At 63.9% G+C, this 25954-nt stretch carries 26 protein-coding genes, 1 pseudogene and 1 riboswitch; of the genes and pseudogenes, 13 read left to right on the top strand and 14 right to left on the bottom strand.

Annotated features, from left to right (window positions below; genetic code table 11):
- Positions 1-218 precede the first annotated feature (218 nt).
- Positions 219-1073, bottom strand: a complete 855-nt coding sequence (locus ACNJX8_RS27085; protein WP_439357362.1) for a VOC family protein — start codon at positions 1071-1073, stop codon at positions 219-221.
- A gap of 319 nt (positions 1074-1392) precedes the next feature.
- Here ACNJX8_RS27085 and ACNJX8_RS27080 point away from each other — a divergent pair, with 319 nt between their 5' ends.
- Entirely contained in the window at positions 1393-2328 is a 936-nt protein-coding gene (locus ACNJX8_RS27080; RefSeq protein ID WP_439357361.1) for a ketopantoate reductase family protein, read from the top strand.
- 188 nt (positions 2329-2516) lie between these two features.
- On the opposite strand, the gene ACNJX8_RS27075 is transcribed toward ACNJX8_RS27080, so the two are convergent.
- The 3 genes from ACNJX8_RS27075 to ACNJX8_RS27065 all read right to left on the bottom strand — a co-directional run bounded on the left by ACNJX8_RS27075 (position 2517) and on the right by ACNJX8_RS27065 (position 4555).
- Positions 2517-2933 (bottom strand): RidA family protein, encoded by a 417-nt coding sequence (locus ACNJX8_RS27075; protein WP_439357360.1) that lies wholly within the window; start codon positions 2931-2933, stop codon positions 2517-2519.
- Positions 2934-3201: 268 nt separating this feature from the next.
- Positions 3202-3324, bottom strand: a complete 123-nt coding sequence (locus tag ACNJX8_RS27070) for a hypothetical protein (RefSeq protein WP_439362063.1) — start codon at positions 3322-3324, stop codon at positions 3202-3204.
- A gap of 187 nt (positions 3325-3511) precedes the next feature.
- On the bottom strand, positions 3512-4555 hold the full coding sequence (locus ACNJX8_RS27065) for a medium chain dehydrogenase/reductase family protein (protein WP_439357359.1): 1044 nt from the start codon (positions 4553-4555) through the stop codon (positions 3512-3514).
- Between the two features lie 169 nt (positions 4556-4724).
- On the opposite strand from ACNJX8_RS27065, the gene ACNJX8_RS27060 reads away from it, so the two are divergent.
- The 3 genes from ACNJX8_RS27060 to ACNJX8_RS27050 all read left to right on the top strand — a co-directional run bounded on the left by ACNJX8_RS27060 (position 4725) and on the right by ACNJX8_RS27050 (position 7024).
- Entirely contained in the window at positions 4725-5036 is a 312-nt protein-coding gene (locus tag ACNJX8_RS27060; RefSeq protein ID WP_245473470.1) for a hypothetical protein, read from the top strand.
- Positions 5037-5398: 362 nt separating this feature from the next.
- Positions 5399-5698 carry a hypothetical protein gene (locus tag ACNJX8_RS27055; RefSeq protein ID WP_128939160.1) on the top strand — a complete coding sequence of 100 codons (300 nt, stop codon included), beginning with the start codon at positions 5399-5401 and terminating at the stop codon, positions 5696-5698.
- A 351-nt stretch (positions 5699-6049) separates the two neighbouring features.
- Positions 6050-7024, top strand: a complete 975-nt coding sequence (locus ACNJX8_RS27050; protein WP_439357358.1) for a magnesium transporter CorA family protein — start codon at positions 6050-6052, stop codon at positions 7022-7024.
- 41 nt (positions 7025-7065) lie between these two features.
- On the opposite strand, the gene ACNJX8_RS27045 is transcribed toward ACNJX8_RS27050, so the two are convergent.
- A complete protein-coding gene (locus ACNJX8_RS27045; protein ID WP_439357357.1) occupies positions 7066-7707 on the bottom strand; it encodes an alpha/beta hydrolase in 642 nt (213 codons plus the stop codon).
- A complete protein-coding gene (locus tag ACNJX8_RS27040; protein ID WP_439357356.1) occupies positions 7704-8642 on the bottom strand; it encodes a ring-cleaving dioxygenase in 939 nt (312 codons plus the stop codon). The genes ACNJX8_RS27045 and ACNJX8_RS27040 overlap by 4 nt, the downstream gene beginning before the upstream one ends.
- Before the next feature lie 129 nt (positions 8643-8771).
- Between ACNJX8_RS27040 and ACNJX8_RS27035 the strand changes: the two genes are divergently transcribed.
- Together ACNJX8_RS27035 and ACNJX8_RS27030 are read left to right on the top strand one after the other, a co-directional pair.
- Positions 8772-9698, top strand: a complete 927-nt coding sequence (locus tag ACNJX8_RS27035; RefSeq protein WP_439357355.1) for a LysR family transcriptional regulator — start codon at positions 8772-8774, stop codon at positions 9696-9698.
- A gap of 214 nt (positions 9699-9912) precedes the next feature.
- On the top strand, positions 9913-10389 hold the full coding sequence (locus ACNJX8_RS27030) for a hypothetical protein (RefSeq protein ID WP_370988683.1): 477 nt from the start codon (positions 9913-9915) through the stop codon (positions 10387-10389).
- 146 nt (positions 10390-10535) lie between these two features.
- Here ACNJX8_RS27030 and ACNJX8_RS27025 read toward each other — a convergent pair whose 3' ends face one another.
- The 6 genes and pseudogenes from ACNJX8_RS27025 to cobU all read right to left on the bottom strand — a co-directional run bounded on the left by ACNJX8_RS27025 (position 10536) and on the right by cobU (position 15017).
- Positions 10536-11495, bottom strand: coding sequence for a c-type cytochrome (locus tag ACNJX8_RS27025; protein WP_439357354.1), 960 nt, complete (start codon positions 11493-11495; stop codon positions 10536-10538).
- A gap of 176 nt (positions 11496-11671) precedes the next feature.
- A complete protein-coding gene (locus ACNJX8_RS27020; RefSeq protein ID WP_164934562.1) occupies positions 11672-11839 on the bottom strand; it encodes a hypothetical protein in 168 nt (55 codons plus the stop codon).
- A 266-nt stretch (positions 11840-12105) separates the two neighbouring features.
- A pseudogene (locus tag ACNJX8_RS27015) lies at positions 12106-12804 on the bottom strand (response regulator); the annotation flags it as partial.
- Positions 12805-13097: 293 nt separating this feature from the next.
- On the bottom strand, positions 13098-13730 hold the full coding sequence (bluB, locus tag ACNJX8_RS27010) for a 5,6-dimethylbenzimidazole synthase (protein ID WP_439357353.1): 633 nt from the start codon (positions 13728-13730) through the stop codon (positions 13098-13100).
- Positions 13731-13734: 4 nt separating this feature from the next.
- Positions 13735-14517: an adenosylcobinamide-GDP ribazoletransferase gene (cobS, locus tag ACNJX8_RS27005; protein WP_439357352.1), complete on the bottom strand. Its 783-nt coding sequence runs from the start codon at positions 14515-14517 to the stop codon at positions 13735-13737.
- Positions 14514-15017: a bifunctional adenosylcobinamide kinase/adenosylcobinamide-phosphate guanylyltransferase gene (cobU, locus tag ACNJX8_RS27000; RefSeq protein ID WP_439357351.1), complete on the bottom strand. Its 504-nt coding sequence runs from the start codon at positions 15015-15017 to the stop codon at positions 14514-14516. The genes cobS and cobU overlap by 4 nt, the downstream gene beginning before the upstream one ends.
- 122 nt (positions 15018-15139) lie before the next feature.
- On the opposite strand from cobU, the gene cbiB reads away from it, so the two are divergent.
- Positions 15140-16081, top strand: a complete 942-nt coding sequence (gene cbiB, locus ACNJX8_RS26995; RefSeq protein WP_439357350.1) for an adenosylcobinamide-phosphate synthase CbiB — start codon at positions 15140-15142, stop codon at positions 16079-16081.
- 11 nt (positions 16082-16092) lie between these two features.
- On the top strand, positions 16093-17058 hold the full coding sequence (gene cobD / locus ACNJX8_RS26990) for a threonine-phosphate decarboxylase CobD (RefSeq protein ID WP_439357349.1): 966 nt from the start codon (positions 16093-16095) through the stop codon (positions 17056-17058).
- On the opposite strand, the gene ACNJX8_RS26985 is transcribed toward cobD, so the two are convergent.
- Positions 17047-18495, bottom strand: a complete 1449-nt coding sequence (locus ACNJX8_RS26985; RefSeq protein ID WP_439357348.1) for a cobyric acid synthase — start codon at positions 18493-18495, stop codon at positions 17047-17049. The genes cobD and ACNJX8_RS26985 overlap by 12 nt on opposite strands.
- Before the next feature lie 12 nt (positions 18496-18507).
- Entirely contained in the window at positions 18508-19143 is a 636-nt protein-coding gene (gene cobO / locus ACNJX8_RS26980) for a cob(I)yrinic acid a,c-diamide adenosyltransferase (RefSeq protein WP_128934810.1), read from the bottom strand.
- Between the two features lie 39 nt (positions 19144-19182).
- Positions 19183-19402: riboswitch (cobalamin riboswitch) on the top strand.
- A gap of 94 nt (positions 19403-19496) precedes the next feature.
- On the opposite strand from cobO, the gene ACNJX8_RS26975 reads away from it, so the two are divergent.
- From ACNJX8_RS26975 to ACNJX8_RS26955, 5 genes are read left to right on the top strand one after another with little or no spacing between them, the layout of a single operon-like run.
- Positions 19497-19871 carry a DUF1636 family protein gene (locus ACNJX8_RS26975; protein WP_439357347.1) on the top strand — a complete coding sequence of 125 codons (375 nt, stop codon included), beginning with the start codon at positions 19497-19499 and terminating at the stop codon, positions 19869-19871.
- Positions 19868-20917 (top strand): cobalamin biosynthesis protein CobW, encoded by a 1050-nt coding sequence (gene cobW, locus ACNJX8_RS26970; protein ID WP_128934808.1) that lies wholly within the window; start codon positions 19868-19870, stop codon positions 20915-20917. Before ACNJX8_RS26975 ends, cobW begins: the two co-directional genes overlap by 4 nt.
- Positions 20917-24165 carry a cobaltochelatase subunit CobN gene (gene cobN, locus ACNJX8_RS26965; protein WP_439357346.1) on the top strand — a complete coding sequence of 1083 codons (3249 nt, stop codon included), beginning with the start codon at positions 20917-20919 and terminating at the stop codon, positions 24163-24165. The genes cobW and cobN overlap by 1 nt, the downstream gene beginning before the upstream one ends.
- A complete protein-coding gene (cobG, locus tag ACNJX8_RS26960; RefSeq protein ID WP_439357345.1) occupies positions 24162-25325 on the top strand; it encodes a precorrin-3B synthase in 1164 nt (387 codons plus the stop codon). Before cobN ends, cobG begins: the two co-directional genes overlap by 4 nt.
- On the top strand, positions 25325-25954 hold the full coding sequence (locus ACNJX8_RS26955) for a precorrin-8X methylmutase (protein ID WP_439357344.1): 630 nt from the start codon (positions 25325-25327) through the stop codon (positions 25952-25954). Before cobG ends, ACNJX8_RS26955 begins: the two co-directional genes overlap by 1 nt.

The following is a 25954-nucleotide window of genomic DNA, read 5'->3' as shown; positions in this document are numbered from 1 at the left end:
TTCAACCGCTATCAGGGGAGGAGCAGACATCCGGCAAACGGGCCAAAAATGACGCTAGTGACCCACACCGGACCTCGTGCTGCTTCATTCAAAATAGAGCATCTGGCGCAAGAGTAGAGATTGTTTGGCTTATAGAATTGGCGCGATCTGTTTGGCTGCCAGGCATTGCAGCCCCGCGAGACAAGAAAAAGTGGGAGCTTGATCCAAAATGGGGGGAACTATTCGCGCTTCACTTCGACGAAGCCAATTGCCGTGCCAAAGTTTTTTGTTGGGGCAAGAACATGTCGGCTCCCCGCTTTTGCAAGAGGTAATTCCGCCAATTGACCAAGGGTATGGCAAGCAACGGTGAAACCGGCGAGGTGGGGGCCGTCCTTGGAGTGAGGCGGACTTACTCCGAATGCCGCTTCGAAAGCTTGCGGACGGGCTAGCACGACCGCGCCGGTGCGAGTTTGGAAGACGATACGGCCTGTGTCTTCATTAAAGCTGTTTGCTCCTGTAATAGTGCCTATGTAGCTTGCGAGATCGAACGCCCCTTCGCCCGCAATCCAGACGTCCTGAATGGTTGAAGCGCTATTGGGATGTTTCAGATACTGCGGCTGCGCATAGTACTCAGGTCGGAAGTGCTGGCAAGCAAACAGGCCAAGCCATGGCGCCGCCGGGTGGCTCACAAAAGCGAGCGAGAAGCCCACCTTTACATCTGCGCCGTCGGGCATTTTAGCCATTCTCGAAAAGTCATATGGCTCATAAGTTTGTAAGCCGGCGGCGCGCCAAGCCTCAATATCAGCGCGGGCATCCGAGGTGTCGAGCACCATCATCGAAAACCCCTCGTGTCGCGCAAGATAGTCGCGATTGAAAGCGGCAAACGAAAAGTTATCAGTGCGGTGCTCGGGAACGTCCTGTGGACTCGTAACTGAAAGTAGTTCGAGATACGTGCCGTGTAGTTGAATGATAGAGTTGCCCGTTCCGAAAGGATGCTGACCGGGCGCCGTAATCGTAAATCCCAACTCCTGATATTTCGCGCGCATCGCCTCCAAGTCGTGACCCGCGAGCACGAGATGGTTGATGCCTTTCATTTGTGATCCCAATCATTAGCAAAGCCAGACTCTTAGCATGAGAAGGCTCCGGCAGTCCATCGACCAGCCAATATAGTGATCCTGAACAAGCCGACGCATGACAGCTCCCGGCTCTTTCCGACGGAATCCGGCATTCGTCCGGTTGTCGGCTGACGGGGGTAATCCGACCCCTAGCAGCAGCTAGATCGACGCAATGGATCCGTCGCCGACATAGGCATCCATTCGTCAAACCGGTGATGACATCGGCTCAGTTCCGGATATGATTTTGCTGGTCGATCATCTTGCGCTAGTCTCATGAAACATTCACCGGGGGGCTGGCATGCGGATCGCAGTCTTCGGAACAGGTGGTGCTGGCGGATACTTTGGTGCGCAACTCGCGCTCGCCGGAGAGGATGTTGTTTTTATCGCTCGAGGTGATCACCTTCGCGCCATAAGGGCTAATGGTCTTCGCCTTGAAACGCCTTCAGGCGAGACCCTTGTGCGGGCGCAGGCAACCGACAATCCGGCCGAAGCACGTAATGTGGGGGCTGTTCTTGTTGGCGTAAAGGCTTGGCAGGTGACCGACGCAGCTAATGCTATCCGTCCACTGGTAGGTCCCGACACTGTTATCGTGCCCTTGCAGAACGGCGTTGAAGCCGCCAGCGAACTGATGGCCGTATTCGCGTCCAATACGCTCGGTGGCATGTGCGGTACATTGAGCTTTATCGCAGGACCAGGCCATATCCGGAGCGTCGGAGGTCAGAACTTCATCAAGTTTGGTGAGATGGATAACAGACGAACCGAACGCGTCGAACGACTGCGGCAATGCTTCGCGCATGCGAAAGTTTCTGTGGAGGTGCCCGCCAATATCGTCAAGGCATTGTGGGACAAGTTCTTGATGGTGACCTCATTTGGTGGCGTGGGTTCAATCACGAGAGCGCCTATCGGGGTGACGCGTGCCATCCCCGAGACCCGAAGGCTGTTGGAGCACTGCTTGCAGGAAGCACTTACGGTAGCGAAGGCTCGTAACGTACCGATGGCAGACACTGCCGTCGCAGATACGATGAAATTCTATGACGCTTTACCCACGAACGCTACTACGTCGTTGCAGCGCGACATTGCAGTCGGAAAGCAGAGCGAACTGGACTACTGGAACGGAGCCATCGTTCGCCTCGGGCGTGAGGTTGCCGTGCCGACGCCCGCCAATCAATTTATCTATGACTGCCTGCTGCCTTCGGAATTGCGGGCGCGGGGGAAGATCAATTTCTCCATCTGATGTTCAGATGTGCGTTCAGCCGTGTAGCGAGTTACGGCTGGTCGCGTCCCAAAAAAGCGGAGATATGTCGGCTGTTGGCCCCTGAGCTGAACAATGAACGAGCCGCCGCCATGTCGGCTGTCTGCGGGAGACCGGACGTTGCACGAAAGTTGCGGTGACCGCCGCTCATGACCCGCAAGAGACATCACTCAGCTTCGGGCAACGAAGATAATTGACGGTTCAACCTCGATTAAGAATTCCTCTCGCGCTAGGCTCGGCACACCTATCCAAGTAGCACACGGTGGCCGGTCACCAAAGGTTTCCATCAGCGCGTCGCTGATCGCCTTGCCTTGGTCGATATGGCTTTGCCGGATGTAAAGTCTTATTGCCCCGACTTGATCGAGTGTCGCGCCGACCGACGCCAACGCTGTGGCTAGATTCTCCAGACTTTTCTTCAGTTGAATGCCGATGTCATTCGCACCCACTATGTTGCGGTCCGCGTTCCAGGCAACCTGTCCCGAAACATGAACTGCATCGCCGAAGGGCGTGGGCACGATGGAGACCTGGGCGAACCCAAATGGCAGGCTATCGAAGAGTGTTAGTGGAGACTGGACGGAACGTCCCATTGCATGTCCTGCGGTGTTGATTGATAGATGGCCCAGTTTAGCTCATACCCCAGCGCATTGTCCGTTCTTGGCCCTAAAGCGAAGGTACGGCGCCAGGCGCTGAGGTCGGCTCACGGTGACACAACGGACGGGATTTGCTTGGTCGGAGTTCTTCGCAGTTTGACCTGGGCGGCCGATGCGCAGCTTCGTGCTGAGCAAAAAGTTTTAGCTTAGCTGATCGACCAGCGAAGACCATAGGACCCATGGCTCGTCTCCATATGCAGCGTCCTCAATTGCAGTATGGACCATGACGATCTTTGAGGCCCGGTGAATCCTGCCCTACGACATGGAACGAGTTCTTGCCGATATCGATGCCGATCACGGCGATCGCTGCGTTGAGTTTCTGAGACATGGCGTGCTCCTTGTCTTGAGCGCCCCTTGCCAGCTTCTCGTGCTGGCAGGGCCGGAGCACGGCCGGACCATCCCATTAGCGGAAATATTTGGGGCAGCCAGAGAGCTGCAAATCGACCTTGCACCGCTGCTGCCTTCTTTCGTGTCTCATGAGCGCAGATGCGGATGTAACGTGCCGGCGCGCCGCCTCAGGCAGCGCGCTGGCTGCGTCGCGAGGAGAGATCCGGGCAAAGAACGAGCTTGCCTTCAAGACCGCCAGCCTCGAGGCGACGGTGAGCATCGGCGACCTCCTCGAACGAGATCCGCTCGGCGATGCGCGGCCGGATGGCGCCAGTTGCCAGAAGCTCGAACAGTTGCTCCAAGTCCTCCTTGAACCAAGCGGGATGTCGCGCCCGCATGGCATTTACCGAGTAAAAGCGGGCTCGCTTGCCGCCGGGCAAGAGTCTCCACAGGTAGAGGCGCGCGATCTCCATCAAGATAGGCAGCATTCGACGCTGTGCCTGCACGCTCGCCGAAAAGCCGATGGCACAGAGCAGGCCACCCGGTTTGAGCGCCGCGTATGAGCGGCGATAGCCGTCTTCGCCAACGCCGTCGACGATGACGTCGAACCCACCCGGCACAACCCGCGTGAAGTCCTCATGCTGGTAATCGATCGGCGTTGCCCCGAGGTCTTGGACGAGCGTCATGTGCTCGCGGCGTACAGTGCCCCATAGCTCGAGGCCGGCCAGTCCCCCAAGCACGAGCAGCGCCTGGCCGACCGCGCCGGCAGCCCCGTGCACCAGCACACGTTGGCCCCGCTGGACCTTGGCGGCGCGGTGCAGAAGCTGGTGCGCAGTCGTCCAGCTCAGGATCAGCGCAGCCGCTTCAGCCGCGTCCACATCCACCGGCACGCGGGCCACGTTGCTCGCCCGAAGCGTGCGATAGTCGGCGTTTGACCCGACCACCGTCATGTCGGCCACGCGATCGCCAATCTGAAAGTCGTGCACGCCTTTGCCGAGCTGATCGATTGCCCCCACCACGTCGTAGCCCATTACGAACGGCGGCCGGAGGCGCATCGTTTGCGGATATAGATGGCGCCTGATCAACACTTCGGTGTAGTTGAGGCTCGACGCGAGTACGCGAACGCGCACCTCGCCCGGACTGGCTGTCGGCAGGGGAGCGTCTACCACCTCCAACCTCTCGGGATCACCGAAGCGGCTGACCTGAACAACTCGGTTGCGCTGCACCATCATGACCGATCTCCTTGCATGCCGACCTTCAGCGCAGAACGGTCAGGCTGCCGCCAGACCACAGCAATGGAATTGATCCAGATCAAGCTTGAGGCCGCACTCTTTGGAATTCTCCTCTAGCCAAATGACCAACCCGGTTGTTTGGCGCCATCATTGCTCATCGGAGGGGAAAATGCCTGCAGTCATTATGCAGTTCGTTTCGCATCCAAGACCCGGTAGTGATCTTGCAACCGTCTTACAGCTGGCAAAGGACGGCGCGTCACTTTGGAGGAAACACGGGGCCGATGTCAGCTATTGGTCCGTGATCGGTGGCGAGATCGGAAACTATGCCTTCGTCGCTCGCTTCGATAGTGTAGAAGCTTATGGGCGTACCTTGGCGTCACTGGGCGCCGATCCGGCCTTCGTTGAATTTCAAGCCAAGCGGCTGAAGGCCGGGCAATCGGATTGGGTGCGCTCCAATGTTGCCGTCCAAGTCGATCTTTGACGGAGCGCCTTCGCCCAAATGCGAGACCGCCCTCGGGCGGTCTCCTGCTACGTGGTCGATGTCGGTTGTTGGCCCTCAACTGAACAACGAAAGAGCCGCCGCCATGTCGGCTGCCTGCCGGAGACCGCGCAAGCTGCCAGGGTTGAGTGCGCTTTAGACTTCACTCCTTGCGCGCTTGTTAGCGCGCAGGTGCTCCGGACGGCATGCACTGACAAAATCGGATGTCTGCTTTTGCAGACAATGCGGACACGCGGTCCCGCTCGCGGAAGGTCATATTGTGACCCAGAACGGAGTGCGCCCTTTGCTCGCGCCCGATCAACGTCATGCGCAGCTACCGGGGCAGCCTTTGACCCATAGCTGTCTTGGTCGAAAGCGCGCTCTCCAAGACCTCCCACGATATTTTGCGGCGGGCCTTGCAGAATGCGGGTGGACGGTCGCTGCAGGAGTGCAAGCCTTTAGCTGATGATCTCCTTGGCCTTGATGCCGCGCAAGGCCTCGATGCAATCAGCTACCAAATGCAAGAACTCTTGCCGCTTTATGCTTTTCACCTGACGACCTTCCATATTGATGAGAATGAATCTCGCCATGTCGTAGGCGACTTCAAACTGCGATTTGCCGGTAACCTCGACATCGATTCTTTCTGCCATTTCGCTGCCCGCTAGTTGTAGTTGGAAAGCAGGAGCCTATTGGAAAGCGCGTGGCCAAGTCGAGTCGGTCTTCCTTTGTGGTTAGATCATATCGGCTTAACGTCCGCTGGCGCCGCAACCTCGAAATGCAGAGCATTAAACTAGTCCGCTTCTGGCCCGCAACGGACCTGCCAGGCCCGCCGGATGATCTCCGCCTTAAGCGTGTGTGGCAAAATCAAGGAGTAAACCGAAAGGCCGGACTGTCCAGGCCAGTGAGCGGGCGCTCGCCGCAAGGACATTGAACGTTTGGAACCCTCATGCGTTAGCCGGGCGGATGAAGGCCGGATGCGCCATCCGGCATGACGATGCGGCCACGGAGTTTGGTTCTTGCTCAAGCTGTACAGATGGCCGTCCGACAACTGGCAGAGCATCGGCGCGGAAATGCCCTCGGAGGTCATCTGGGCTGATCTCTTGAACGCGACTGAAGAGGAAAAGCAGTTCGTCGAACGGCTGCTCAGGATATGTATTCCGTCCAAGGAATCCCTGAGCGCGATCGAGGCGTCGAGCCGGCTGATCCTCGACCACGGCACGCTCTATCTCAGCTCGCCGGCGGTCCGGCTCTCCGAGGACAACGAGGCCGAGATCACGCCGGTGGGATTCGTCATCGGCCCGCGCGTGCTGGTGACGGTGCGCTTTGCCGAGCTGCCGATCTTCGACGATGTCGGCAAGCGCATCGGCTCCGACGACAGCCTGGAGAACGGCATGTGCGTGTTCACCAGCCTGCTCGAAGCCATGATCGAGCGTGGCGCCGATGTTCTGGAGCATCTCGGCGCCAAGGTCGACAGGCTCTCGCGGGGCGTGTTCAAGGGCGGGCTGGTTCGCACCCAACGGCCGGTGCGCTCCAGCCGGAGGATGCGCGAGGCCCTGGAAACCATCGGCGAGTTGGCCGATCGGCTGGCCAAGGCGCGTGACGTTCTGCTCGGCGTCGGCCGCATCGCCTCATTTGCCGGCGATGTCGGCAGCGAATGGATCAAGGCCGCGTCGAAGAAGCGCCTCGAGGCGGTGTCGAAGGACGTCGTTTCGCTCAGTGACTACGAGACGCGACTGTCCGACAAGATCCAGCTGCTGCTTGATGCGGTGCTCGGCTTCGTCAACATCCAGCAGAACGAACTGTTCAAGATCCTGACGATCGTGTCCGTCGTCGGCGTGCCGCCGACCATCCTGGTTGGCATCTGGGGCATGAACTTCAGGCACATACCCGAGCTGGACTGGACCTTCGGTTATCCGCTGGCCTGGCTCGCGGTCATTGCCAGTGGCGTGCTGCCGCTGATCTGGTTCAAGCGGCGCGGCTGGTTCGATTGAAGCGGCGGCGCACCATTTGAAAACGATGCGCCGCCGTTTGATCACGCTGCCTTGGCGTCGACATTGCCGATCCAGTCACGGGCCAGCGTCACGTCGGCTTGCGACAATTGATGGCCCGCCGGCAGGACCTTGTGGGTCACGCTCGCACCTGCTTGCGAGAGCAGAGCCGCGAGACGGGCTGAATTGCTCGCCGGCACGATCGGGTCGGCCTGTCCTGAGAGGAGCAGAACGGGTTTGCCGCCAAGCGCGGCCTTGATCGGATCATTCTTGGGCGGATCCGACAGTGGCACCATGGCGCGCAGCAGGATCGCGCCCGCCAGCACCTCCGGCTTCAGCAGCAACAGCGCTGCGGCGATGTTGGCGCCATTGGAGAAGCCGACCGCGACGGGCGCCGCAAGGCCGTAACGTTGCCGCGCTTCCGTGACGAAGTCGCCGAGTTCGAGCGCGCGGTGGCGCACGTCATCCTCGTCGAACACGCCCTCGGCGAGGCGGCGGAAGAAGCGCGGCATGCCGTGTTCGAGCACGCGGCCGCGCGGCGAGAGCAGGGCGGAGCCGGGCGAGATCATGCGGCCGAGGCCGAGCAGGTCGTTCTCGTCGCCGCCAGTGCCGTGCAGCAGCAGCAGAGGAGGGGAGCCCGCGTTGGCCGCGGGCTCGAAACGATGGATGAATGCGCTCTCGGTCATGACGCGGTCTCTTCCAGGTTCGGCAGCACGCCCTCGATCTGCTTGCGGTGTTGTTCGAGGAAGCTCGGCAGCTTGAGGTCGCGTCCCAAGATCGCGACGGGTTCGTCGACGGCGAAGCCGGGGATGTCGGTCGCGATCTCGAACAGCACGCCGCCGGGTTCGCGGAAGTAGATGGAGCGGAAGTAGTTGCGGTCCCTCTGCTCGGTCGGGTGCAGGCCGTGATTGTTCACGAGCCTCTCGGCCATCTTGCCCTGCTCGGCGTCATCGGCCGCGCGGAAGGCGATGTGATGGACAGAGCCGCCGCCCTGATGCCCGCGCAAAAAGCCCTTGGCTTCGTAGATATCGACGACGCTGCCTTCGGCATCTCCCGGCGCCTTGAAGCGGATCACCGAGCCCTCGCGTCCGGTCTCCTTGAAGCCGAGCACGTCGGTGAGGACGGCCGCCGTCTTTGCCGCGGTGTCGAGCAGCAGCGTCACGCCATGGAAGCCGCGGATCGCATGCTCGGCCGGCACCTCGCCATTGCTCCAGCCGGGCTCGTTCTCGGCACCGGGAATGCCGACGAGCGCGAGCGCCATGCCATCAGGGTCGGTGAAGGGCAGCACGGACTCGCCGAAGCGCTTCTCCAGGGCTTCGTGAGCGATGCCCCTCTCGATGAAGCGCTGCGTCCAATAACCGAGCGAGCGCTGCGGCACGCGGAAGGCGGTCTGATGGGTTTCGCCGACGCCGCGGCGGCCGGCCGAAACGCCCGCCCAAGGGAAGAAGGTCAGGATGGTGCCGGGCCGGCCGGTCTCGTCGCCATAATAAAAGTGGTAGGTGCCGGGATCGTCGAAATTGACCGTCTTCTTGACGAAGCGCAGGGCGAGGTCCCGGGTGTAGAAGCCAAAATTGCGGATGGGGTCGCCGGCGATCGCGGTGACATGGTGCAGTCCAGACATTGTCGTCCTCCAAAATTCGGGGAGCGGTCTTGCTCTGGCCGGAAATATCGTTCCGCTTTGGATTGGGGACAATCCATGCAAATATGACGGCTATGTCTACGATTTGGAAACAATCGCCGAGGCCAACTCTTGGATAAGCTCGGCAGCCTCCAGGCCTTCGTGAAAGTGGTCGAGAGCGGCAGCTTTGCGGAAGCCGGCCGGCAGTTGCGGCTGTCGCGCTCGGCGATCAGCAAATACATCGCCGACCTCGAGGAGAGCCTCGGCGTCCAGCTTCTGAACCGGACCACGCGGCACGCGAGCCCGACCGAGAATGGCCAGCGCTATTTCGAGCGCGCGGTGGTGATCCTCTCGGAGATCGAGGCGGCCGACCAGGCCGTGACGCAGGCTCAATCCGCGCCGCGGGGCCTGTTGCGCGTCAATGCGCCGATGTCGTTCGGCACGATGCGGCTCGGCCCGGTGCTCGCCGATTTCATGGCGCGCTATCCCGAGCTTCAGCTCCAGATCGTGCTCAGCGATGATCTGCTCGATCCCGTCCAGGACGGCTTTGACGTGACGTTGCGGATCGCGGAGCTGGAATCCTCCAGCCTGATCGCGCGCAAGATCATGCCGGTGGCGCGCATGATCTGCGCCTCGCCGGATTATCTTGCGCGCCATGGCACGCCAAAGCATCCGCAGGATCTGCGCGAGCACGCCTCGCTGACCTACGGCTTCCTGCTCACCGGCAATCAGTGGAAGCTCACCGGGGCCGACGGCGATCACTGGATCCAGCCGGCCTGGTCGCTCTGCGTCAACAACGCGGAGGTGCTGCGCGACGTCGCGATCAAGGGCAGGGGGCTCGCGCTGCTGCCCGAGTTCATCGCCGCCGATGCCTTGCGGAAGGGTGAGCTGCGGACGGTGCTGGACAATTATTTCGCGCCGCCGCTCGCGCTCTATGCGGTCTATCCGCCGACGCGGCATCTGTCGGTGAAGGTGCGGCTGTTCATCGATTTTCTGGTCGAACGTTTTGGGCGCGACGAGGGCGAAGCCGGCGGACGCAGACGTGCGGAGGCTAAGTGACCGGATACTATTATACCGTGACGGAAAGCTGAACTTTATTCCGATCTCTCGGGACTCATACTTGCGTCCCGACTTCGCGCCTTAGGACCAGAGAGCTTCAGCCGCTGCCGGGGCGTCGCCGAGGGCTCTCTTTCATGCCGCTGCGAATAGCGGCGACATGATGTGTAGCTCGCCGGCCTTCTCGACTTGATTTCAACAAGCGCAGGAGGAGCCCATGCGGAAGTCCCTCACCTTTTTCCTTTCTGGCGTGGCATTGACCGTCGCGGCGTCAACCGCCGTAGCCGGCGAGCGGGTGCTGGAGTTCAAGCTGGTCACGAAGCCGATTGACCTCAAGGTCATAGAGGCCGCAAACGTCGAAGGACAGACGGTTGTGTCCGGTAAATTCTTTGGAGTCGCCGTCTTTAGCGATGGCCGTATCGGAGTGAAGGAGTTCGTCAATACTTCGGACTTGCTCAAAGGGTCGGGCCCCTTCTTCGGCTATAGCACCTACACGTTCGAGGAAGGCTCGATTACGGCGCGCTACACCGGTTCGGCCAAGGACGGCAAATCAACGGGCGAATACACGATCCTATCGGGCACAGGTGCTTATGCGAACGCCACGGGCACGGGCACGATCGAAAGCGCGCCGAACCCGTTCAAGGGCGTCAACCTGCTCAACATAAAGCTCGTCGTTAAAACGCCCGGCTCATGACAGCGCAATGTTCACAGCTCGCCGCACGAAGGAAGTTGATCCCTTGTGCGGCGTGTTGGCCCGGCCGGCGGCACCTTGCCGGCCGGGCGACCTGACATCGCGCCAAGCGCGCCGGCTGGCTCGTCCCGCATAGCACCCGAAGACTGTTAGTGCTTGAGCGATGCTGAAAAGGCGGCAAGCGCGATCATGTCGTCGACGCTGAGATTCTCGACAACCAGTTTCATGAGTTCGCTATTGGCGCCCTTCCGCGCCCCCGATTTGAAGTCATAGAGCTGCCGGAACATGTAGGTGGGCGAACGGGACGCGATCCCTGGCGCGATGGCCGTCCCGTTGAGGTCAGCACCGTGACAGACCGCGCACCGGACGCGCGGATCGCTGTTCGCTGCCAGCGTTCGTCCTTTCTGAATGCTGCCTGGCGGAACGTAGGCGATGAAACGAGTGCGCGAGTCCCGGCTGACAAAGTGTTCAACGTTTTCCGGTATCTCGATGATGCGCTGACCGATGGGTTCTTTCTCGGTGCCGTCCAGCGGAGCCAAGAACAAGTCTCGCACCTGCGTTCTTGGCACCAGCTCGGTCTCTACGACGGCAATATTCGATCTCGGCTTGATGGAGGCGAAGTAGGCTGCGGCGTCGCCGAGGTCCTGATCGGTCACCGCTTTGGACAGCTTGATCATCAGGTCGGTGGCGACGCGAGGCGCCGAGTTCGTGCGCAGGCCCGTCTTGAACTCCGCCGTTTGCTGAATGATGTATTCCGCGGAGAGGCCAAATAGGCTGGCATTCTCAGGACCGCCCGGTCCGTCTGCCCGATGACAGACGCCGCATGCGAACACCTCTGGCTTTCTCCCCCTTGCCACGATTTCCGGCATTGGTGGATGATCGTCCGGATGCCAGTCGGGCGCGGCGAACAGATCGCGCACTTGCGTGAGTGTAAAACCGGCGGCGCTGTCAGGAACGCGCCTGATCGTGCCATCGTCGGGGGTGCGTTGAAAATTGGGCGGGTTTACCGGGTAGGCCCATGCCGGCGGACCCTCCTGGATTTGCGCACGCGCCCCTGCCGCGGTGAGCAATGCCATCGCGAACGCCCATAGAGCGATCGGAAATCTCATGGCTCTCGACCTTCCAGCGTGTCGGTGAAGCCAGACTGTACTTTCCGAAGGCGAGGATCAGGAGCGGCTAACCGACCGCTCATCGGGCGACGGACGCCTCAGTTCCTCCGCCACATCGAAAACACCATTCAACGCCCGGGATTCGCAGACGTCAACGTGCAATTCAGTTGTCGTGATCAACGGACGTGGTCGCCCCACTGGTCCTGATCGTAGGCCTGCAGGATGCGGACAAAATCGGCCATGCTGGATCGATCTCGGTTTTCGGCCACCGCCGCAACCTGAGTATCGGATGCGGGCTCGGTCCCTTGCCAAAACCGCACAAGGAGATCGGCGATGTTTCTCACGGCGTACTCTCTGCAGCCAACTGTGAAAGTAGACATCAAGTACTGGAGCGGCATCGCGCCGTTCGATCAGGAGAAAGGCCGGCGGGCGCTACGCCGCCGGACTTGTCCTGCAACTGCCGGCTCGCGGGGCCGGTTCCGTTGCTTTTCACTCTGCGTTCATAGCTAGCACGACGTAGTTGGTTGTCGCCATTGTGCGCGGGTATGACGTGACCATACTGAGGTAGGGTCAGATCGATGACTCGGGATCAGTCGACCCCGGGGGTCGGCTAGCTCCCCGAATGCTGCTCGGCCGGCCGGAGCAGATCGTTCAGCGTGCGCATCGACGCCTGTTGAAGCTCGGCGAGTTCGCGGGCAGCGTCCTCGCACTCGGGCAGGGACATTGAGGGCGCCGCCAGCTCGATCTCTCGGCTGCGATCGAACAAGCGGACAAGCCCGAGTGCACCGGCGGCACTGCCGAGTTGATGCGCGGATCGCGCCAGCCGCTTGGAATCGCCGGCCGTCGCTGCTCTGTCTATGTCCTCGATCAGCTTTGCGCTCGTCGTTTCCAGCAAGTGGTGGAGCTTTTCGATTTGCGCCGGGCCCAAAAGTTCTTTTTGGTCGTCGAGAAAATGCCGGTCGATCAACGCGCCGGCCGCAAGCTGTGTTGCGGTCGTCTCCTGCGCAGGATCATCCTCGATCGCTTCGCGCAGCGCGTTGATCAGGATCGGCTTGCTGACGACCTTGGCGATGCCGGCGCCGGCGAGCCGTTCGCGGGCGCTGCGCGACACGTCTGCGGTCACCGCGATGATGCGCGGCATCTTCGGCAGACCGAGCTTGCCGATCCGCGACGCCGCCTCCACGCCGTCCATGTCGGGCATGTGCAGGTCCATCAGGATGATGTCGAAGGCGTGATCGCGGGCGAGTGCGACCGCTGAGGCGCCGTTCGTGGCGATCATGGGGCGATGGCCGAGCCGGTTCAGGATGGAGCGGCAATGCGGTCAGCGAAGCGACGATCCGCATGCGATCCGACGTCGCGCCGAGCGCGAGCCATCCCGCGGCGGTCGCGCCGGCAAGGCGAATGAAGCCGCGGCGGTCGACCGCGAAAGCGGGAGGCCGTTCAGTCATGAAATTCTTTGCATGATGGCCCTGTCCCAATCCGGATGCTTAGCGCGAAAGCCGGGTGCCCACAATTGACGAAAGGAGCGCATGTGAACGTTCATTCGCAGCCTCGGCGGCCCAGCACGGAAGTTCAGATGTCGCTACTTGGCATAGGCCTTGACTAACGCCGCAACGTGAACTCGTCCGCACTGCGCCGGTGCTCCCATTTCGCCTGCTCAAGCTCCGGCTGATCGCATTCGATTTCCGGATAGCCGATGCAGAGATAGGCGATGAACTTCCAGGTTTCAGGCACGTCGAGAGCGGCGTGAATGCGCGCGGGGGTCAGGATCGAAACCCAGCCGATACCGATGCCCTCGGCGCGCGCGGCGAGCCACATCGCGGTGATGGCGGCGACCACGGAATATTCCGTCGTCTCCGGCATGGTGGCGCGGCCGAGGCCGTGGCCGATATCGCTGGCCTTGTCCGCGAACACCGCGAGATGGCCAGGCGCCTGTTCGAGGCCCGACAGTTTCAGCGTCGCATAGCGCGCCGCGCGCTCTCCGGAGTAGCAATTGAGCGCATCGGCATTGCATGTCCTGAAATCGTCGATTACGGCACGGCGCCGTGCGGCATCGTCGACGGTGACGAAACGCCAGGGCTGGCTGAGCCCAACCGACGGCGACAGGCAGGCGGTCTCGATCAGTCGCGTGATGGCACCCTCCGGCAGCGGACCGCTGCGGAAGCGGCGCACGTCGCGGCGCCACACGAACAGCTCGCGCAAATGCTGACGGAAGGTATCGTCGAACTCGACCATGAGGTCAGCGTCCTATCTGGAAGGCTGCTGCGACCAGCAGGATCAGGATCTCACCGAGCTGCTCGAACGCGCCGAGGATGTCACCGGTCTGTCCGCCGATCTGGCGGATGGCAAGCCGTGCCAAAAGCACACCGGCGAGCGACAGCAGGATCAGGCCGACCAGCGCCTTGCCCGGCCCGAGCGCGAGGACGAGAGCGAGCGTCCCAAGCGCGAAGGCGATGGCGACACTGCGGTCCGGCGGCGGCCCCGCGCTCGCCGAAAGCCCATCCGGCCGCGCCGGAGGGACCAGCGACATGAAGGCCGGCACGCCGGCGCGGGCAGCGATCTGCGCCGCGCACAGCGCCAACGTGACCGCCCAGGGACTAGCGATCGTGGCGAGCGCACTCCAGCGCAGGCCGAACGACAGGATCAACGCGCAGACGCCATAGGTCCCGATCCGGCTGTCGCGCATGATCTCCAGCTTGCGCTCGCGCGTCCGGCCGCCGCCGAGCCCGTCGGCGGTATCGGCAAGTCCGTCCTCGTGCAGCGCGCCGGTGATGAGGGCGGTCGCGGCCAGCGCGAGCAGGGCGGCAATGTTTGGTGTCAGTCCGAACCGGCTGGCGACCTTATAGACCAACGCGCCGGCAAGGCCGACCAGCAGTCCCGCGACGGGCAGGGCCCAGGTTGCACGCGCGATGGCGCCATCGCCTGCGGGCTTCGACGATGCCACGGGGAGGATCGTGACGAACGATGCTGCCATCCTGAGATCGGCGACGACGTCTTTCAAAAGTTCGGCGCGCGGCATCATTTCAATTTCATCGGCAGGCCGGCGACGACGAACTCGACCTCGTCCGCGACACCAGCAATGATCTGATTCATGATTCCGGCGGCGTCGCGGAAGCTGCGCGCCAGCGCGTTGTCGGGCACGATACCGAGGCCGACCTCATTGGTGACGAGCACGACCGGGCTCTTGAGATGGAGCAGGGCGCCGGCAAGGTCCTTTACCTCGCTCTCCCAGTCGCGCTCCGCATGCATCAGATTGGAGAGCCAGAGTGTCAGGCAGTCGACCAGCCGTGCGCCGCCGCCATCGGTTGCGACCAGCACCTGCACGAGATCAAGCGGCACCTCGCGCTCGATCCAGTCGGTTCCGCGGCGCGCACGATGCCTGGCGATGCGCGCCTCCATTTCAGCATCGAGCGCCTCAGCCGTCGCGACATAGACGGGCTGGCCGGGAAAGGCGCGCGTGCGCATTTCCGCTCGCGTGCTTTTGCCCGATCGCGCTCCGCCCGTGATCAAGATGACGGCCATGAAGGTCTCCTATCAGCCCTGACTAATCACCAAACACGGCCAAAGACAAAGGCGAAATCAGGCCTGTAGGGGCTTGCGCTCTGCCTTCGCTTTGCGCAACAGGGGCGGGACAGGAGGCAGGCGTGGGCTTTGCGGGCGCGATGGTGGTGGCGATGGCGGTGGATGCCCTCTTGGGCTGGCCGTCGTGGCTGTTCGCGCGGATCGGCCATCCCGTGACCTGGCTCGGCCGCCTGATTGCGGCCATCGACATGGCCTGGAATCGCGTGTCCGATCCGTCGGCTCTTCGCCGCGGCGCGGGCATTGTCGGCGCACTTCTCGTGATCGCGCTCTCAGTTACGGTCGGCTGGGTGATTCAATCCTTGCTTTGGTTGGGCTGGACCCAGATCGTGCTGGTCGGCGTCCTCGCCTGGCCCCTGGTCGCGCTGCGCTCGCTGCACGATCATGTCGCGGCGGTCACAAATCCCTTGCAGGCCGGCGACATCACCGCTGCACGTGACGCGGTCTCGCGTATCGTCGGCCGTGATCCCGCGGCGCTCGATGAGTCCGGCATCGCGCGCGCGGCGATCGAGAGCCTTGCCGAGAACGCCTCCGACGGTATCGTGGCGCCGGTATTCTGGGGCGCGTTGTTCGGCTTGCCCGGCATCCTCGGCTACAAGGCCATCAACACGCTCGACTCCATGATCGGCCATCGCAGCGAGCGACACGAAGCTTTCGGCTGGGCCGCAGCGCGCATCGACGATGTCGCCAATTTCATTCCGGCGCGCCTGACCGGCTTCCTCTTCGTGCTGCTGGCGCCGCGGCGATCGGAGGCGCTGTCGTGCATGAGCCGCGATGCGCGCCGCCATCGCTCGCCCAACGCCGGTTGGCCGGAAGCGGCCATGGCGGGGGCGCTCGGTGTGCGGCTCAGCGGTCCCCGCATCTATCACGGCAGCATCACGAACGAGCCCTGGCTCAACGAAGGCGCGCGCGATCCGCTCGCTGCGGACATCAATCACGGATTGGCGGTCTATCGTAGGTCCATGCTGCTTCTCGCGGGGGTGCTTGCGATCCTGGCCTTCGCGTGAAACAACGGGGCATGCGCGAGCACGGTGGAAATCTCGATCAGGCCCAGCAGCGTTTTGGCGGACGCGCTGAGGATTGGATCGACCTCTCGACAGGAATCAACCGCCTGCCTTATCCCGTGGGCGAGGTGAGCCCGCGCGCCTGGAGCGCGTTGCCCTCGCGCGCCGAGGTCGATGCCTTGCTTCAAGCCGCGCAGCACGCCTATCGCACGAGCGCACCTGTTGCTGCGATGGGCGGTGCACAGGCCGCCATTCAATTGCTGCCGCAACTGGCGCCAGCCGGCCGCGCGCGCATCCTCGCGCCGACCTACAATGAATATGCCGGGGTCCTGTCGGCTGCGGGCTGGGATGTCCAGGAGGTCTCGGGGCTCGACGCGCTAGCCGGCGCAGACCTCGCGATCATCGTCAATCCCAACAATCCCGATGGACACCGCCATATGCCGAAGGACTTGCTGGCATTGCTGCCGCGCGTCGGCCGTCTCGTGATCGACGAGAGCTTTGCCGACGCCGTTCCGCAGCTGTCGCTTGCTTCGGAAGCGGATCGGCCGGGGCTGCTGATCCTGCGCTCGTTCGGAAAGTTTTATGGCCTTGCCGGCCTGCGGCTTGGGTTCGCGCTCGGCAATGCGGCCGATATCGGCAAGCTTGCATCGATGTCGGGGCCATGGCCGGTCTCGGGGGCAGCGATCGCGATTGGCTGCCGCGCCTTGCGCGATGATGCCTGGGCCGAGGCGACGTCAGCGCGGCTCGCACGCGACTGTGCTCGCCTCGACGCCATGGTGCAGTCGCAAGGCTGGACGCTTGTCGGCGGCACGCCCTTGTTTCGTCTTTATGGAACGCCTGACGCGCGCGCCGCGCAGGAAAAACTCGCGCGTCGCCAAATCTGGTCGCGTGTCTTCGCGAGAGAGCCGACATGGCTGCGCCTCGGGCTTCCCGGCAGCGAAGCCGAATGGGCTCGCCTTGCCGAGGTGCTAGCGCGCTAACGCGAGCAATCCTTCGACGTCGAGATGCTTTTCGATGTGATCGGCGAGGGCATCGAGCGCGCTCTCGACCCTGGCGTGATAGGGCTCGTCGCCCGCGGGAATATCGAGTTTTGCCAAGAACGCCTTGCGGAAATCATCCGACGTGAACAGGCCGTGCAAATAGCTGCCCTGCACGCGGCCATCGCGCGAGATCGCGCCTTCCGGCTCGCCGTTCAGTTTCGCAAATGGCCACGCGCGGTCGGGCCCATCAGTGCGGCCGATGTGGATCTCGTAGGCCTCGATCGGCTTGTCGGTGGCGGCATGCACGGCCGCGACACGCGTCAGCGTCTTCTGCGGGCTCATCACCGTTTCTACATCCAGCAGCCCGAGACCCGGCGTGTCGCCCGCAAGTCCCTCGATGCCATCGGGATCAGCGACTCTATGTCCGAGCATCTGATAGCCGCCGCAGAGACCGAGCACATGGCCGCCGCGGCGGTGATGTGCGAGCAGATCGATGTCCCAGCCCTGCGCCCGCAAAAAGGCGAGATCGCCGCGGGTGGATTTTGAGCCGGGGATGATGACGAGCCTGACATCGCCAGGAATCGCTTCGCCCGGACGCACCATGACGAGATCGACGCCCGGTTCGAGCTTGAGCGGATCGAGATCGTCGAAATTGGCGATCCGCGATAACGCGAGACAGGCGATCTTGCATTGGCCCGGCTTTCGCGCATCGCGCAGGCCCAGCGCATCCTCTGCCGGCAGCTCGCCGGCGCGTGCGAACCAGGGCAGCACGCCGAGACCGCGCCACGCAGTCCTCGCTTCGATCAGCTTGTAGCCGTCATCGAACAGCGTGGGATCGCCGCGGAATTTGTTGATGACAAAACCCTGGATCATCGCGGCATCATCGGGGTCGATCACCGTCTTGATGCCGACGAGCTGCGCGATGACGCCGCCGCGGTCGATGTCGCCGACCAGCACGACCGGCACGTCGGCCTTGCGCGCAAAGCCCATATTGGCGATGTCGGCCTTGCGCAGGTTCACCTCGGCCGGGCTGCCGGCGCCTTCCACCAGCACCAGATCAGAGCGTGCCTTCAGCCGCTCAAAGCTCTCCAGCACGGCACTCATCAGCGAGGGCTTCATCGCGGCATAGTCACGTGCACGGGCGGTTGCGATGCGCTTGCCGTGGACGATGACTTGCGCGCCGACATCGGTCTCCGGCTTCAGCAGCACCGGGTTCATGTCGGTGTGCGGCTCGACGCCGGCGGCGAGCGCTTGGAGCGCCTGGGCGCGGCCGATCTCGCCGCCATCGACGGTGACGGCCGCATTGTTCGACATGTTCTGCGGCTTGAACGGCAGCACGCGCAGGCCGCGGCGTGTGAAGGCGCGCGCCAGGCCGGCAACGATGAGCGACTTGCCCACGTCCGAGCCGGCCCCTTGGATCATCAGCGCGCGCGCCATAGCGAGATCGTCTCAGAACTCGACGCCGGCCTGCGCCTTGATGCCGGAGCGGAAGGGATGCTTGACCAGCGTCATCTCGGTGACGAGGTCGGCGATCTCGATCAGCTCGTCCTTGGCGTTTCGCCCGGTGAGCACGACATGCGTCATCGGCGGCTTCTGCGTGGTGAGGAATTCGACGACCTCGGCGATATCGAGATAGTCGTAGCGCAGCGCGATGTTGATCTCATCGAGCACGACCATGCGCAGATTGGAATCTGATATCAGCTCCTTGGCCTTCTCCCAGCCGGCGCGCGCGGCGGCGATGTCGCGGGCGCGGTCCTGCGTCTCCCAGGTGAAACCTTCGCCCATGGCGTGGAACTGGCAGAGATCGCCGAAATGACCGGTGAGCAGGCGCCGCTCGCCGGTGTCCCAGGCGCCTTTGATGAACTGCACCACCGCGCAGGGGAAGCCATGGGCGACGCAGCGGACGATCATGCCGAAGGCGGAGGACGACTTGCCCTTGCCGGCGCCGGTGTGGACGATGATGAGGCCTTTTTCGCCGCTCTTGGTCGCCATGATCTTGTCGCGGGCGGCCTTCTTCTTCGCCATTTTCGCAGCGTGCCGGGCGTCGGTTTCCTCGCCCGTTTGGGTCTCCGGTTCAGGCGTCATCGTACCAGTCCTTCGGCTTGACAAGTGGCGGCCAGCGGCAAATGGTGGGCCCGCGTTGGTTCCTGTCCTATGACAGGCGAAGAGGGAATGCGATAGGGTCCGAATCGGCAAGATTTGGGTCCAAAATGCAGCCGCCCCCGCGACCGTGACCGGAGAGATGCCCGAAGCCACTGATCCCCCAGGGGATCGGGAAGGCGGGGATCGAAGGGCAAGACCCTGCTCCGCAAGCCGGGAGACCTGCCAGCGCGGACGATTTTGGACCGGCGGACGGGGTGTTCCGCGACGGGGAAACGGGCCCCTGAAAAGTGGTCCGTGCGCCTCTTCGCCTCCCGCTGTTTATTCTGGAAGAGGCGATGACGGTCACACTTCACGTCTGCATTACCTGCCGCGCCGGCGAGACGCTTGGCGAGGGCGAGACGACGCCAGGCAAGCGGCTGCATGGCGCGATCCTGGACGCCGGCGTGCCCGATGGCGTCAGCGTGGTTCCCGTCGAATGCCTGTCGGCCTGCAGCCAGGGCTGCTCGGTCGCGCTCAGTGCGCCCGGCCGCTGGTGCTATGTCTATGGCCGCCTGTCGGATGCGAATGCGCGCGACGTGATCGCGGGCGCTGCGGCCTATGCGGCCGCGCCCGACGGCCTCGTGCCCTGGCGCAGCCGTCCCGAAATCTTCCGCAAGCAATCGCTTGCGCGCATTCCCCCCATCGCCGTCGTGCCGGAGGCCGCCGAATGAATTCGCTCGCAAAAGTCCCGGTTACGGTGGTCACGGGCTTTCTCGGCTCCGGCAAGACGACGCTGATCCAGCATCTGCTTGCCAATGCGGGCGGCAAGAAGCTCGCCGTGCTCGTCAACGAGTTCGGCAGCGAGGGCGTCGATGGCGAGATCCTGAAGTCGTGCGCTGACGCCAATTGCCCGGAGGAGAACATCGTCGAGCTCGCCAATGGCTGCATCTGTTGCACCGTCGCCGACGATTTCATTCCGACCATGGAGCAGCTCTTGGCGCGCCCAGTGCGGCCCGATCACATCCTGATCGAGACCTCGGGCCTGGCGCTGCCAAAGCCGCTGCTGAAGGCGTTCGATTGGCCGGAGATCCGCTCGCGCATCACGGTCGACGGTGTGATCGCGCTGGCCGATGCCGAAGCCGTCGCTGCTGGCCGCTTCGCGCCGGATCCCGCTGCGGTCGAAGCGCAGCGCGCGGCCGACGAAAACCTCGATCACGAGACGCCGCTGTCGGAAGTGTTCGAGGACCAGATCGCCTGTGCCGACATCGTGCTGTTGACCAAGGCCGATCTTGCGGGCGCCACGGGTATCGAAGCGGCCAAGGCGGCGATCACGGCCGAGATGCCGCGCCGCGTGCCGATGTTGCCCGTCACCGACGGCGCGATCGATGCGCGCGTCATTCTCGGTCTCGGCGCTGCCGCCGAAAACGATCTTGCCGCGCGCCCTTCGCATCATGACGGCGAGGAGGAGCATGAGCACGACGATTTTGCCTCGGTCGTGATCGATCTTCCGGAAGTGTCTAATGTCGATGCGCTGGTCGCCTCCATCCAGCGCCTGGCGCGCGAGCAGAACGTGCTGCGTGCCAAGGGCTATATCGCGGTCGCGGGCAAGCCGATGCGCCTGTTGCTGCAAGCGGTCGGCGAGCGCGTGCGCCACCAGTTCGACAAGCCCTGGGCTGCCGGCGTACGGCAATCAAAGCTCGTCGTGATCGGCGAGCATGGCGACATCGACGAGGCCGCGATCAGGTCAGGACTTGGTCTTTCAGGATCTGGCATCTGATGCACGTCGTTTTCCGCGAGAGCCGCGGTCTCGAGGAGACCGCGACGCCAAGGGACATCGGCCAGGACCCGGCCGATCTCGTGGTGCTCTCGTATTCGGATTCCGACCTTGCCGCGTTCGCGGCCGGCTGGCGGCGCGGCCGCGACAGCCTGCCGTCGCTGCGGCTCGCCAATCTTGCGGAGCTGCGTCATCCGCTCTCGGTCGACACCTATATCGAGCGCACGCTGTCGCAGGCGCGCGGCATCCTGGTGCGGTTGATTGGCGGTGAGTCCTACTGGCCGTATGGTCTCGCGGCGCTCCAGCAACTTGCCAAGGACCGCAACATCGTGCTGGCCGTGCTGCCGGCCGATGGCCGTGACGATACGCGGCTGGACGCGTATTCGACCTTGCCGGTCTCGACGCTGCGCCGGCTCAAGGTGCTCTGCGACACCGGCGGCCCGGTCGCGGCGCAAGCTGCGATCGCGCAGCTCGCGCTGGCCTCGGGCCTCTATGCCGGGCCAGTCGTCGGCGAGATGACCGTGCCTGAGATGGGATTTTATGATTCCGCGCGTGGCGTCATTGCTGCGCCGGTAGGCGGCGAGGGGAAGCCTCGCGCGCTGGCGACGTTCTATCGCTCCTATCTCACTGCTGCGGACACCGGCCCGGTCGATGCCTTGATCGCCGCGCTGCGCGAGAAGGGTTTTGACGCTTATGGTGTCTTCGTTACCTCGCTGAAGGCCGCGGGCGTTGCCGATTGGCTGCGTGCGCATCTCGTGCAAGACCCTCCGGCCGCGATCGTCAATGCGACGGCGTTCTCGGCAATGAGCGATGACGGCACGACGCCGTTCGATACCGCATCATGTCCGGTGTTCCAGGTCGCGCTCTCCACGGCGCAGCGTGAGGACTGGGCTACCTCGCTCCGTGGTCTTTCGCCCGGCGATCTCGCGATGCATGTGGTGCTGCCCGAGGTCGACGGTCGCCTGTTCGCGGGCGTGGTGAGCTTCAAATCCGCTGGGATGCGCGATCCCGATCTGCAATTCTCGCATCTTGTCCATCGCGCGGATGAGGAGCGGGTGCAGGTCATCGCCGCACGCGTTGCCGCCTGGCGGCGGCTCGCGGAGACGCCGGCCGCCAGGAAGCGTCTGGCGATCGTGCTCTCGAACTATCCGGGACGTCCGCACCAGATCGCGCATGCGGTCGGTCTCGATGCGCTGGCCTCGGTCGAGGCCTTGCTGTCTGATCTCGCGGAGGCCGGCTTCGATGTTGCGCCGGTCGATGCGCTCGGCGAGACGCTGCTGAGGCAGCAGCTTACCTGGAGCGTCGCTGAGTACCGTGCTGCGCTCTTGCGCCTGCCGCAAGTCTTGCAGGATGATCTCGCACAAGCCTGGGGCGCGCCGGAGGATGATCCGAGCTGTCGCGACGGCGCGTTCCACTTCTCGGCGATCCATTGCGGCGCGTCGATCATCGCGGTCCAGCCCGAGCGCGGCGATGCAACGACGCGCGATGCCGACTATCACGATCTTGCCCGCACGCCGCGCCATGCCTATGTCGCATTCTATCTCTGGCTCCGAGGGCAGGGCATCAATGCCGTCGTGCACATGGGCGCGCATGGCACGCTGGAATGGCTGCCCGGCAAGTCCGTGGCGCTGTCGCAGGCATGCTGGCCGGAAGCCCTGACCGGCGATCTCCCCGTCATCTATCCCTTCATCGTCAATGATCCCGGAGAGGCCGCGCAGGCCAAGCGGCGCATCGCTGCCGTCACGATCGGCCATCTGCCGCCACCGCTTGCGGCATCCGTCGTGCCGGAAGGCCTGCGCCGACTCGAACGTCTGCTCGACGAATATTCGACTGCCGATGGTCTTGATCCCGCGCGCCGCCAGCGTCTGATCTCAGCGATCCGCGACGAGGCGCGCGCGGCGGGTCTCGAAGACGATCTCGGCCTCGATGCATCGGCCGCACCAGCCGAAGCCATTCCGCGGATCGATCGCTTCGTCTGCGATCTCAAGGAAAGCCAGTTCGGTGACGGCCTGCACGTGTTCGGCCGCGGCGCCTGCGGCGGAGCGGAGCGGGAGGCGCTGCAGGCGGCGCTTGCAGGCAAGCGCGTTGCGCCGGGGCCGTCGGGCTCACCCTATCGTGGGCGCCAGGACGTGCTGCCCACCGGGCGCAATCTCTTCGCCGTCGATCCACGCGCGGTGCCGACGCCGTCGGCCCATGCGCAAGGCATCAAGCTCGCCGAAGAGTTGCTGCGCCGTCACTTGCAGGATCATGGCGACTGGCCGAAGGGGCTCGTGGTCGATCTCTGGGGGTCGGCGACGATGCGCACCGCGGGCGAGGAGTTCGCGATGGCGCTGCATCTGGCCGGCCTCGCGCCGCGCTGGGACCACGCCTCCGGCCGCGTCACCGGTTACGACATCATCGCGCCGGCCGAGCTTGGCCGTCCCCGCATCGACGTGACACTGCGCGTGTCCGGCTTGTTCCGCGACGTGTTTTCGGGGCTGGCGCAATTGTTCGAGGCCGCATCCGAGGCACTCGCAAGCCGCGACGGGGAGGGCGAGGAGAATCCTTATCGCCACCGAGCGTCACGCGTATTTGCGCCGCGGCCCGGACAATACGGCGTTGGCTTGTCGGCGATCCCGGATGCATTCACGCCCGAGACGCGTGATGCCGCCGGCGAAGCCTGGCTGTCGGCATCGTCCTGGGCATTCTCGGCGGATGGCGCGCTGCAGCCGGATCGCGCCGGCATCGAGGCGCGGCTTGCGTCGGCGGATGCCTTCGTTCACGTCCAGGATCTGCCGGAGACCGATCTTCTGCTCGCTGCCGACTATGCCGCGCATGAAGCCGGCGTCGCCGCAGCTGCGGCACATCTCGGTGCGAGCGGACCATCGCTCTATCACATTGACACGACTCGCCCCGAGGAGCCGCATGCGCGCACGCTGACGGAAGAGATCTCTCGCGTCGTCCGCGCGCGCGCGGCCAACCCGGCCTGGATCGCCGGCATGATGCGCCACGGTTTTCGCGGCGCGGCCGAGATCACCGCGACGCTCGAGTACATGGCTGCCTTCGCCCATCTTGCCGGCGCCGTGCCGCCGCATCTGTTCGATCTCTATTACGATGCGACGCTCGGCAACGATGATGTCCGCGCGTTCATGGTACGCGAGAACCCGATGGCGCTCGTCGCAATGGAGACGTGCTTCACGCGGTTGCATGAGGCCTCGCTCTGGCAGACGCGCCGTAATTCGATCGCCGCTGCGCTGAAGGAGGCGTCATGAGCGCTTCCGCGATCAAGGGCTGGTGTCCCGGCGCGCTGCGGCCGATGCGATCGGGCGACGGGCTCGTGGTGCGCGTGCGTCCGTTCGGTGGACGCCTTGAAGCGGCACAGATTTCCGGCCTTGCCGGGCTGGCCGAACGCTTCGGCAGTGGTCTCATCGACGTGACGAGCCGCGCCAATCTCCAGATCAGAGGTGTCAGCGACGAAAGCCACGGCCCGCTGCTCGATGGCCTTGCGCGACTGGCGCTGCTCGATCCCGACGTCGATATCGAATCCCGGCGCAACATCCTGGTGACGCCGTTCTGGAACGAGGGCGACGACACGCAGGCACTCGCCGCCGAGCTTGAGGAGGCGCTTGCCGACAGCGCGCTCAAATTGCCCACAAAATTCGGCTTCGCGATCGATGACGGGACCTCGCGCGTGCTGGCCGGCGATTCCGCCGACGTGCGCATCGAGCGCGATCGCAGCGGCCGGCTCCTGGTCCGCGCGGATGGTGCGAGGCTCGGTCGCTCCGTCGGGCGCGGAGGCACCGTGAGCACGGCGCTGGCGATCGCAAACTGGTTCATAACGTCCGGCGGCGTCAGCGGCGGGCGAGGGCGCATGGCGGCCCACATCGCTTCCGGTGCGGCATTGCCCGGGACCTTGCGCGGCGAGACCGAACCGGCCCCCGTGATGGCCGCGCTGCGGCCCGGACATTATCCGCAGGGCGCCATGGTCGGGGTTGCGTTCGGACAGATGCTGCATTCAACGCTGCATCAATTCGCGGCTTGCGGACATGCCCTGCGCATGACGCCATGGCGGATGGTTCTGAGCGAGGGCAAGCGTGCGATGCCGAAGGGGGCGGGTCTCATTACGGAGCCGTACGATCCCGCGCTACGCGTCATCGCCTGTAGCGGTGCGCCGCGCTGCCGCGAGGCGCATGCCGATACCCGCGCGCTCGCCGCTGCGCTCGCGCCACGCATTGCAGCCGATACGCGGCTTCACGTCTCCGGCTGCGCCAAGGGCTGCGCGCATTCCGGCGCCGCCGCTGTGACGCTGGTTGCGACCCGCACCGGATTCGATCTCGTCCGCGGTGGATCGACCCGCGATGAGCCCGCTCTGCGCGGCCTGAACGGTGATGACATCGTCAGCGATCCCTCCATCCTGGTCGGAGGGCACTGATGCCCTACACTTACGAGACCGACGGTGCGGCGATCTACCGGCAGTCCTTTGCGACCATCCGCGCCGAGGCCGATCTTGCGCGCTTCACGCGGGACGAGGAGCAGGTCGTGGTGCGGATGATCCATGCCGCCGGCATGGTCGGCCTGGAGGCGCATATCCGCTTCACGCCCGGCATGGCGGCCGCTGCGCGCACAGCATTGCAGAAGGGAGCGCCGATCCTGTGCGACGCGCGCATGGTCTCCGAAGGCATTACGCGCGCGAGACTGCCCGCAGCCAACGCCGTGATCTGCACGCTCGGCGATGCCGCCGTTCCCGCACTCGCGCGATCCATGCGCAACACCCGCTCGGCGGCAGCGCTGGAGCTGTGGCGGCCGCATCTGGGCGGCGCGATCGTCGCCATCGGCAACGCGCCGACCGCGCTGTTTCATCTGCTCAACATGCTGGAGGACCGCGACTGCCCGCGGCCCGCGGCGATCATCGGCTGTCCCGTCGGCTTCGTCGGCGCCGCCGAATCCAAGGCCGCGCTGATGGCCGATCCGCCGGTGCCGGCGCTGACGGTTGAAGGCCGCCTCGGCGGCTCCGCGATCACGGTGGCGGCCGTCAACGCGCTGGCGAGCCGGAGCGAATAG

Origin of the sequence: Bradyrhizobium sp. SPXBL-04 (assembly GCF_051853035.1) — a bacterium.
GTDB classification, from domain to species: Bacteria; Pseudomonadota; Alphaproteobacteria; order Rhizobiales; family Xanthobacteraceae; genus Bradyrhizobium; species Bradyrhizobium zhanjiangense.
This window is presented reverse-complemented; position numbering and strand designations above follow the sequence as displayed.

Excerpts from the sequence above, each read along its gene's own strand:
- cobG (WP_439357345.1), top strand. The coding sequence starts at position 24,162 with ATGAGCGCTTCCGCGATCAAGGGCTGGTGTCCCGGCGCGCTGCGGCCG.
- cobW (WP_128934808.1), top strand. The coding sequence starts at position 19,868 with ATGAATTCGCTCGCAAAAGTCCCGGTTACGGTGGTCACGGGCTTTCTC.
- cobO (WP_128934810.1), bottom strand. The coding sequence starts at position 19,143 with ATGACGCCTGAACCGGAGACCCAAACGGGCGAGGAAACCGACGCCCGG.
- ACNJX8_RS27080 (WP_439357361.1), top strand. The coding sequence starts at position 1,393 with ATGCGGATCGCAGTCTTCGGAACAGGTGGTGCTGGCGGATACTTTGGT.
- ACNJX8_RS26955 (WP_439357344.1), top strand. The coding sequence starts at position 25,325 with ATGCCCTACACTTACGAGACCGACGGTGCGGCGATCTACCGGCAGTCC.
- ACNJX8_RS27065 (WP_439357359.1), bottom strand. The coding sequence starts at position 4,555 with ATGATGGTGCAGCGCAACCGAGTTGTTCAGGTCAGCCGCTTCGGTGAT.
- ACNJX8_RS26975 (WP_439357347.1), top strand. The coding sequence starts at position 19,497 with ATGACGGTCACACTTCACGTCTGCATTACCTGCCGCGCCGGCGAGACG.
- ACNJX8_RS27040 (WP_439357356.1), bottom strand. The coding sequence starts at position 8,642 with ATGTCTGGACTGCACCATGTCACCGCGATCGCCGGCGACCCCATCCGC.
- ACNJX8_RS27085 (WP_439357362.1), bottom strand. The coding sequence starts at position 1,073 with ATGAAAGGCATCAACCATCTCGTGCTCGCGGGTCACGACTTGGAGGCG.
- cobD (WP_439357349.1), top strand. The coding sequence starts at position 16,093 with ATGCGCGAGCACGGTGGAAATCTCGATCAGGCCCAGCAGCGTTTTGGC.
- ACNJX8_RS27030 (WP_370988683.1), top strand. The coding sequence starts at position 9,913 with ATGCGGAAGTCCCTCACCTTTTTCCTTTCTGGCGTGGCATTGACCGTC.
- cobS (WP_439357352.1), bottom strand. The coding sequence starts at position 14,517 with ATGATGCCGCGCGCCGAACTTTTGAAAGACGTCGTCGCCGATCTCAGG.
- ACNJX8_RS27045 (WP_439357357.1), bottom strand. The coding sequence starts at position 7,707 with ATGACCGAGAGCGCATTCATCCATCGTTTCGAGCCCGCGGCCAACGCG.
- ACNJX8_RS27075 (WP_439357360.1), bottom strand. The coding sequence starts at position 2,933 with ATGGGACGTTCCGTCCAGTCTCCACTAACACTCTTCGATAGCCTGCCA.
- ACNJX8_RS27025 (WP_439357354.1), bottom strand. The coding sequence starts at position 11,495 with ATGAGATTTCCGATCGCTCTATGGGCGTTCGCGATGGCATTGCTCACC.
- ACNJX8_RS27070 (WP_439362063.1), bottom strand. The coding sequence starts at position 3,324 with ATGTCTCAGAAACTCAACGCAGCGATCGCCGTGATCGGCATCGATATC.
- cobN (WP_439357346.1), top strand. The coding sequence starts at position 20,917 with ATGCACGTCGTTTTCCGCGAGAGCCGCGGTCTCGAGGAGACCGCGACG.
- cobU (WP_439357351.1), bottom strand. The coding sequence starts at position 15,017 with ATGGCCGTCATCTTGATCACGGGCGGAGCGCGATCGGGCAAAAGCACG.
- ACNJX8_RS26985 (WP_439357348.1), bottom strand. The coding sequence starts at position 18,495 with ATGGCGCGCGCGCTGATGATCCAAGGGGCCGGCTCGGACGTGGGCAAG.
- ACNJX8_RS27060 (WP_245473470.1), top strand. The coding sequence starts at position 4,725 with ATGCCTGCAGTCATTATGCAGTTCGTTTCGCATCCAAGACCCGGTAGT.
- bluB (WP_439357353.1), bottom strand. The coding sequence starts at position 13,730 with ATGGTCGAGTTCGACGATACCTTCCGTCAGCATTTGCGCGAGCTGTTC.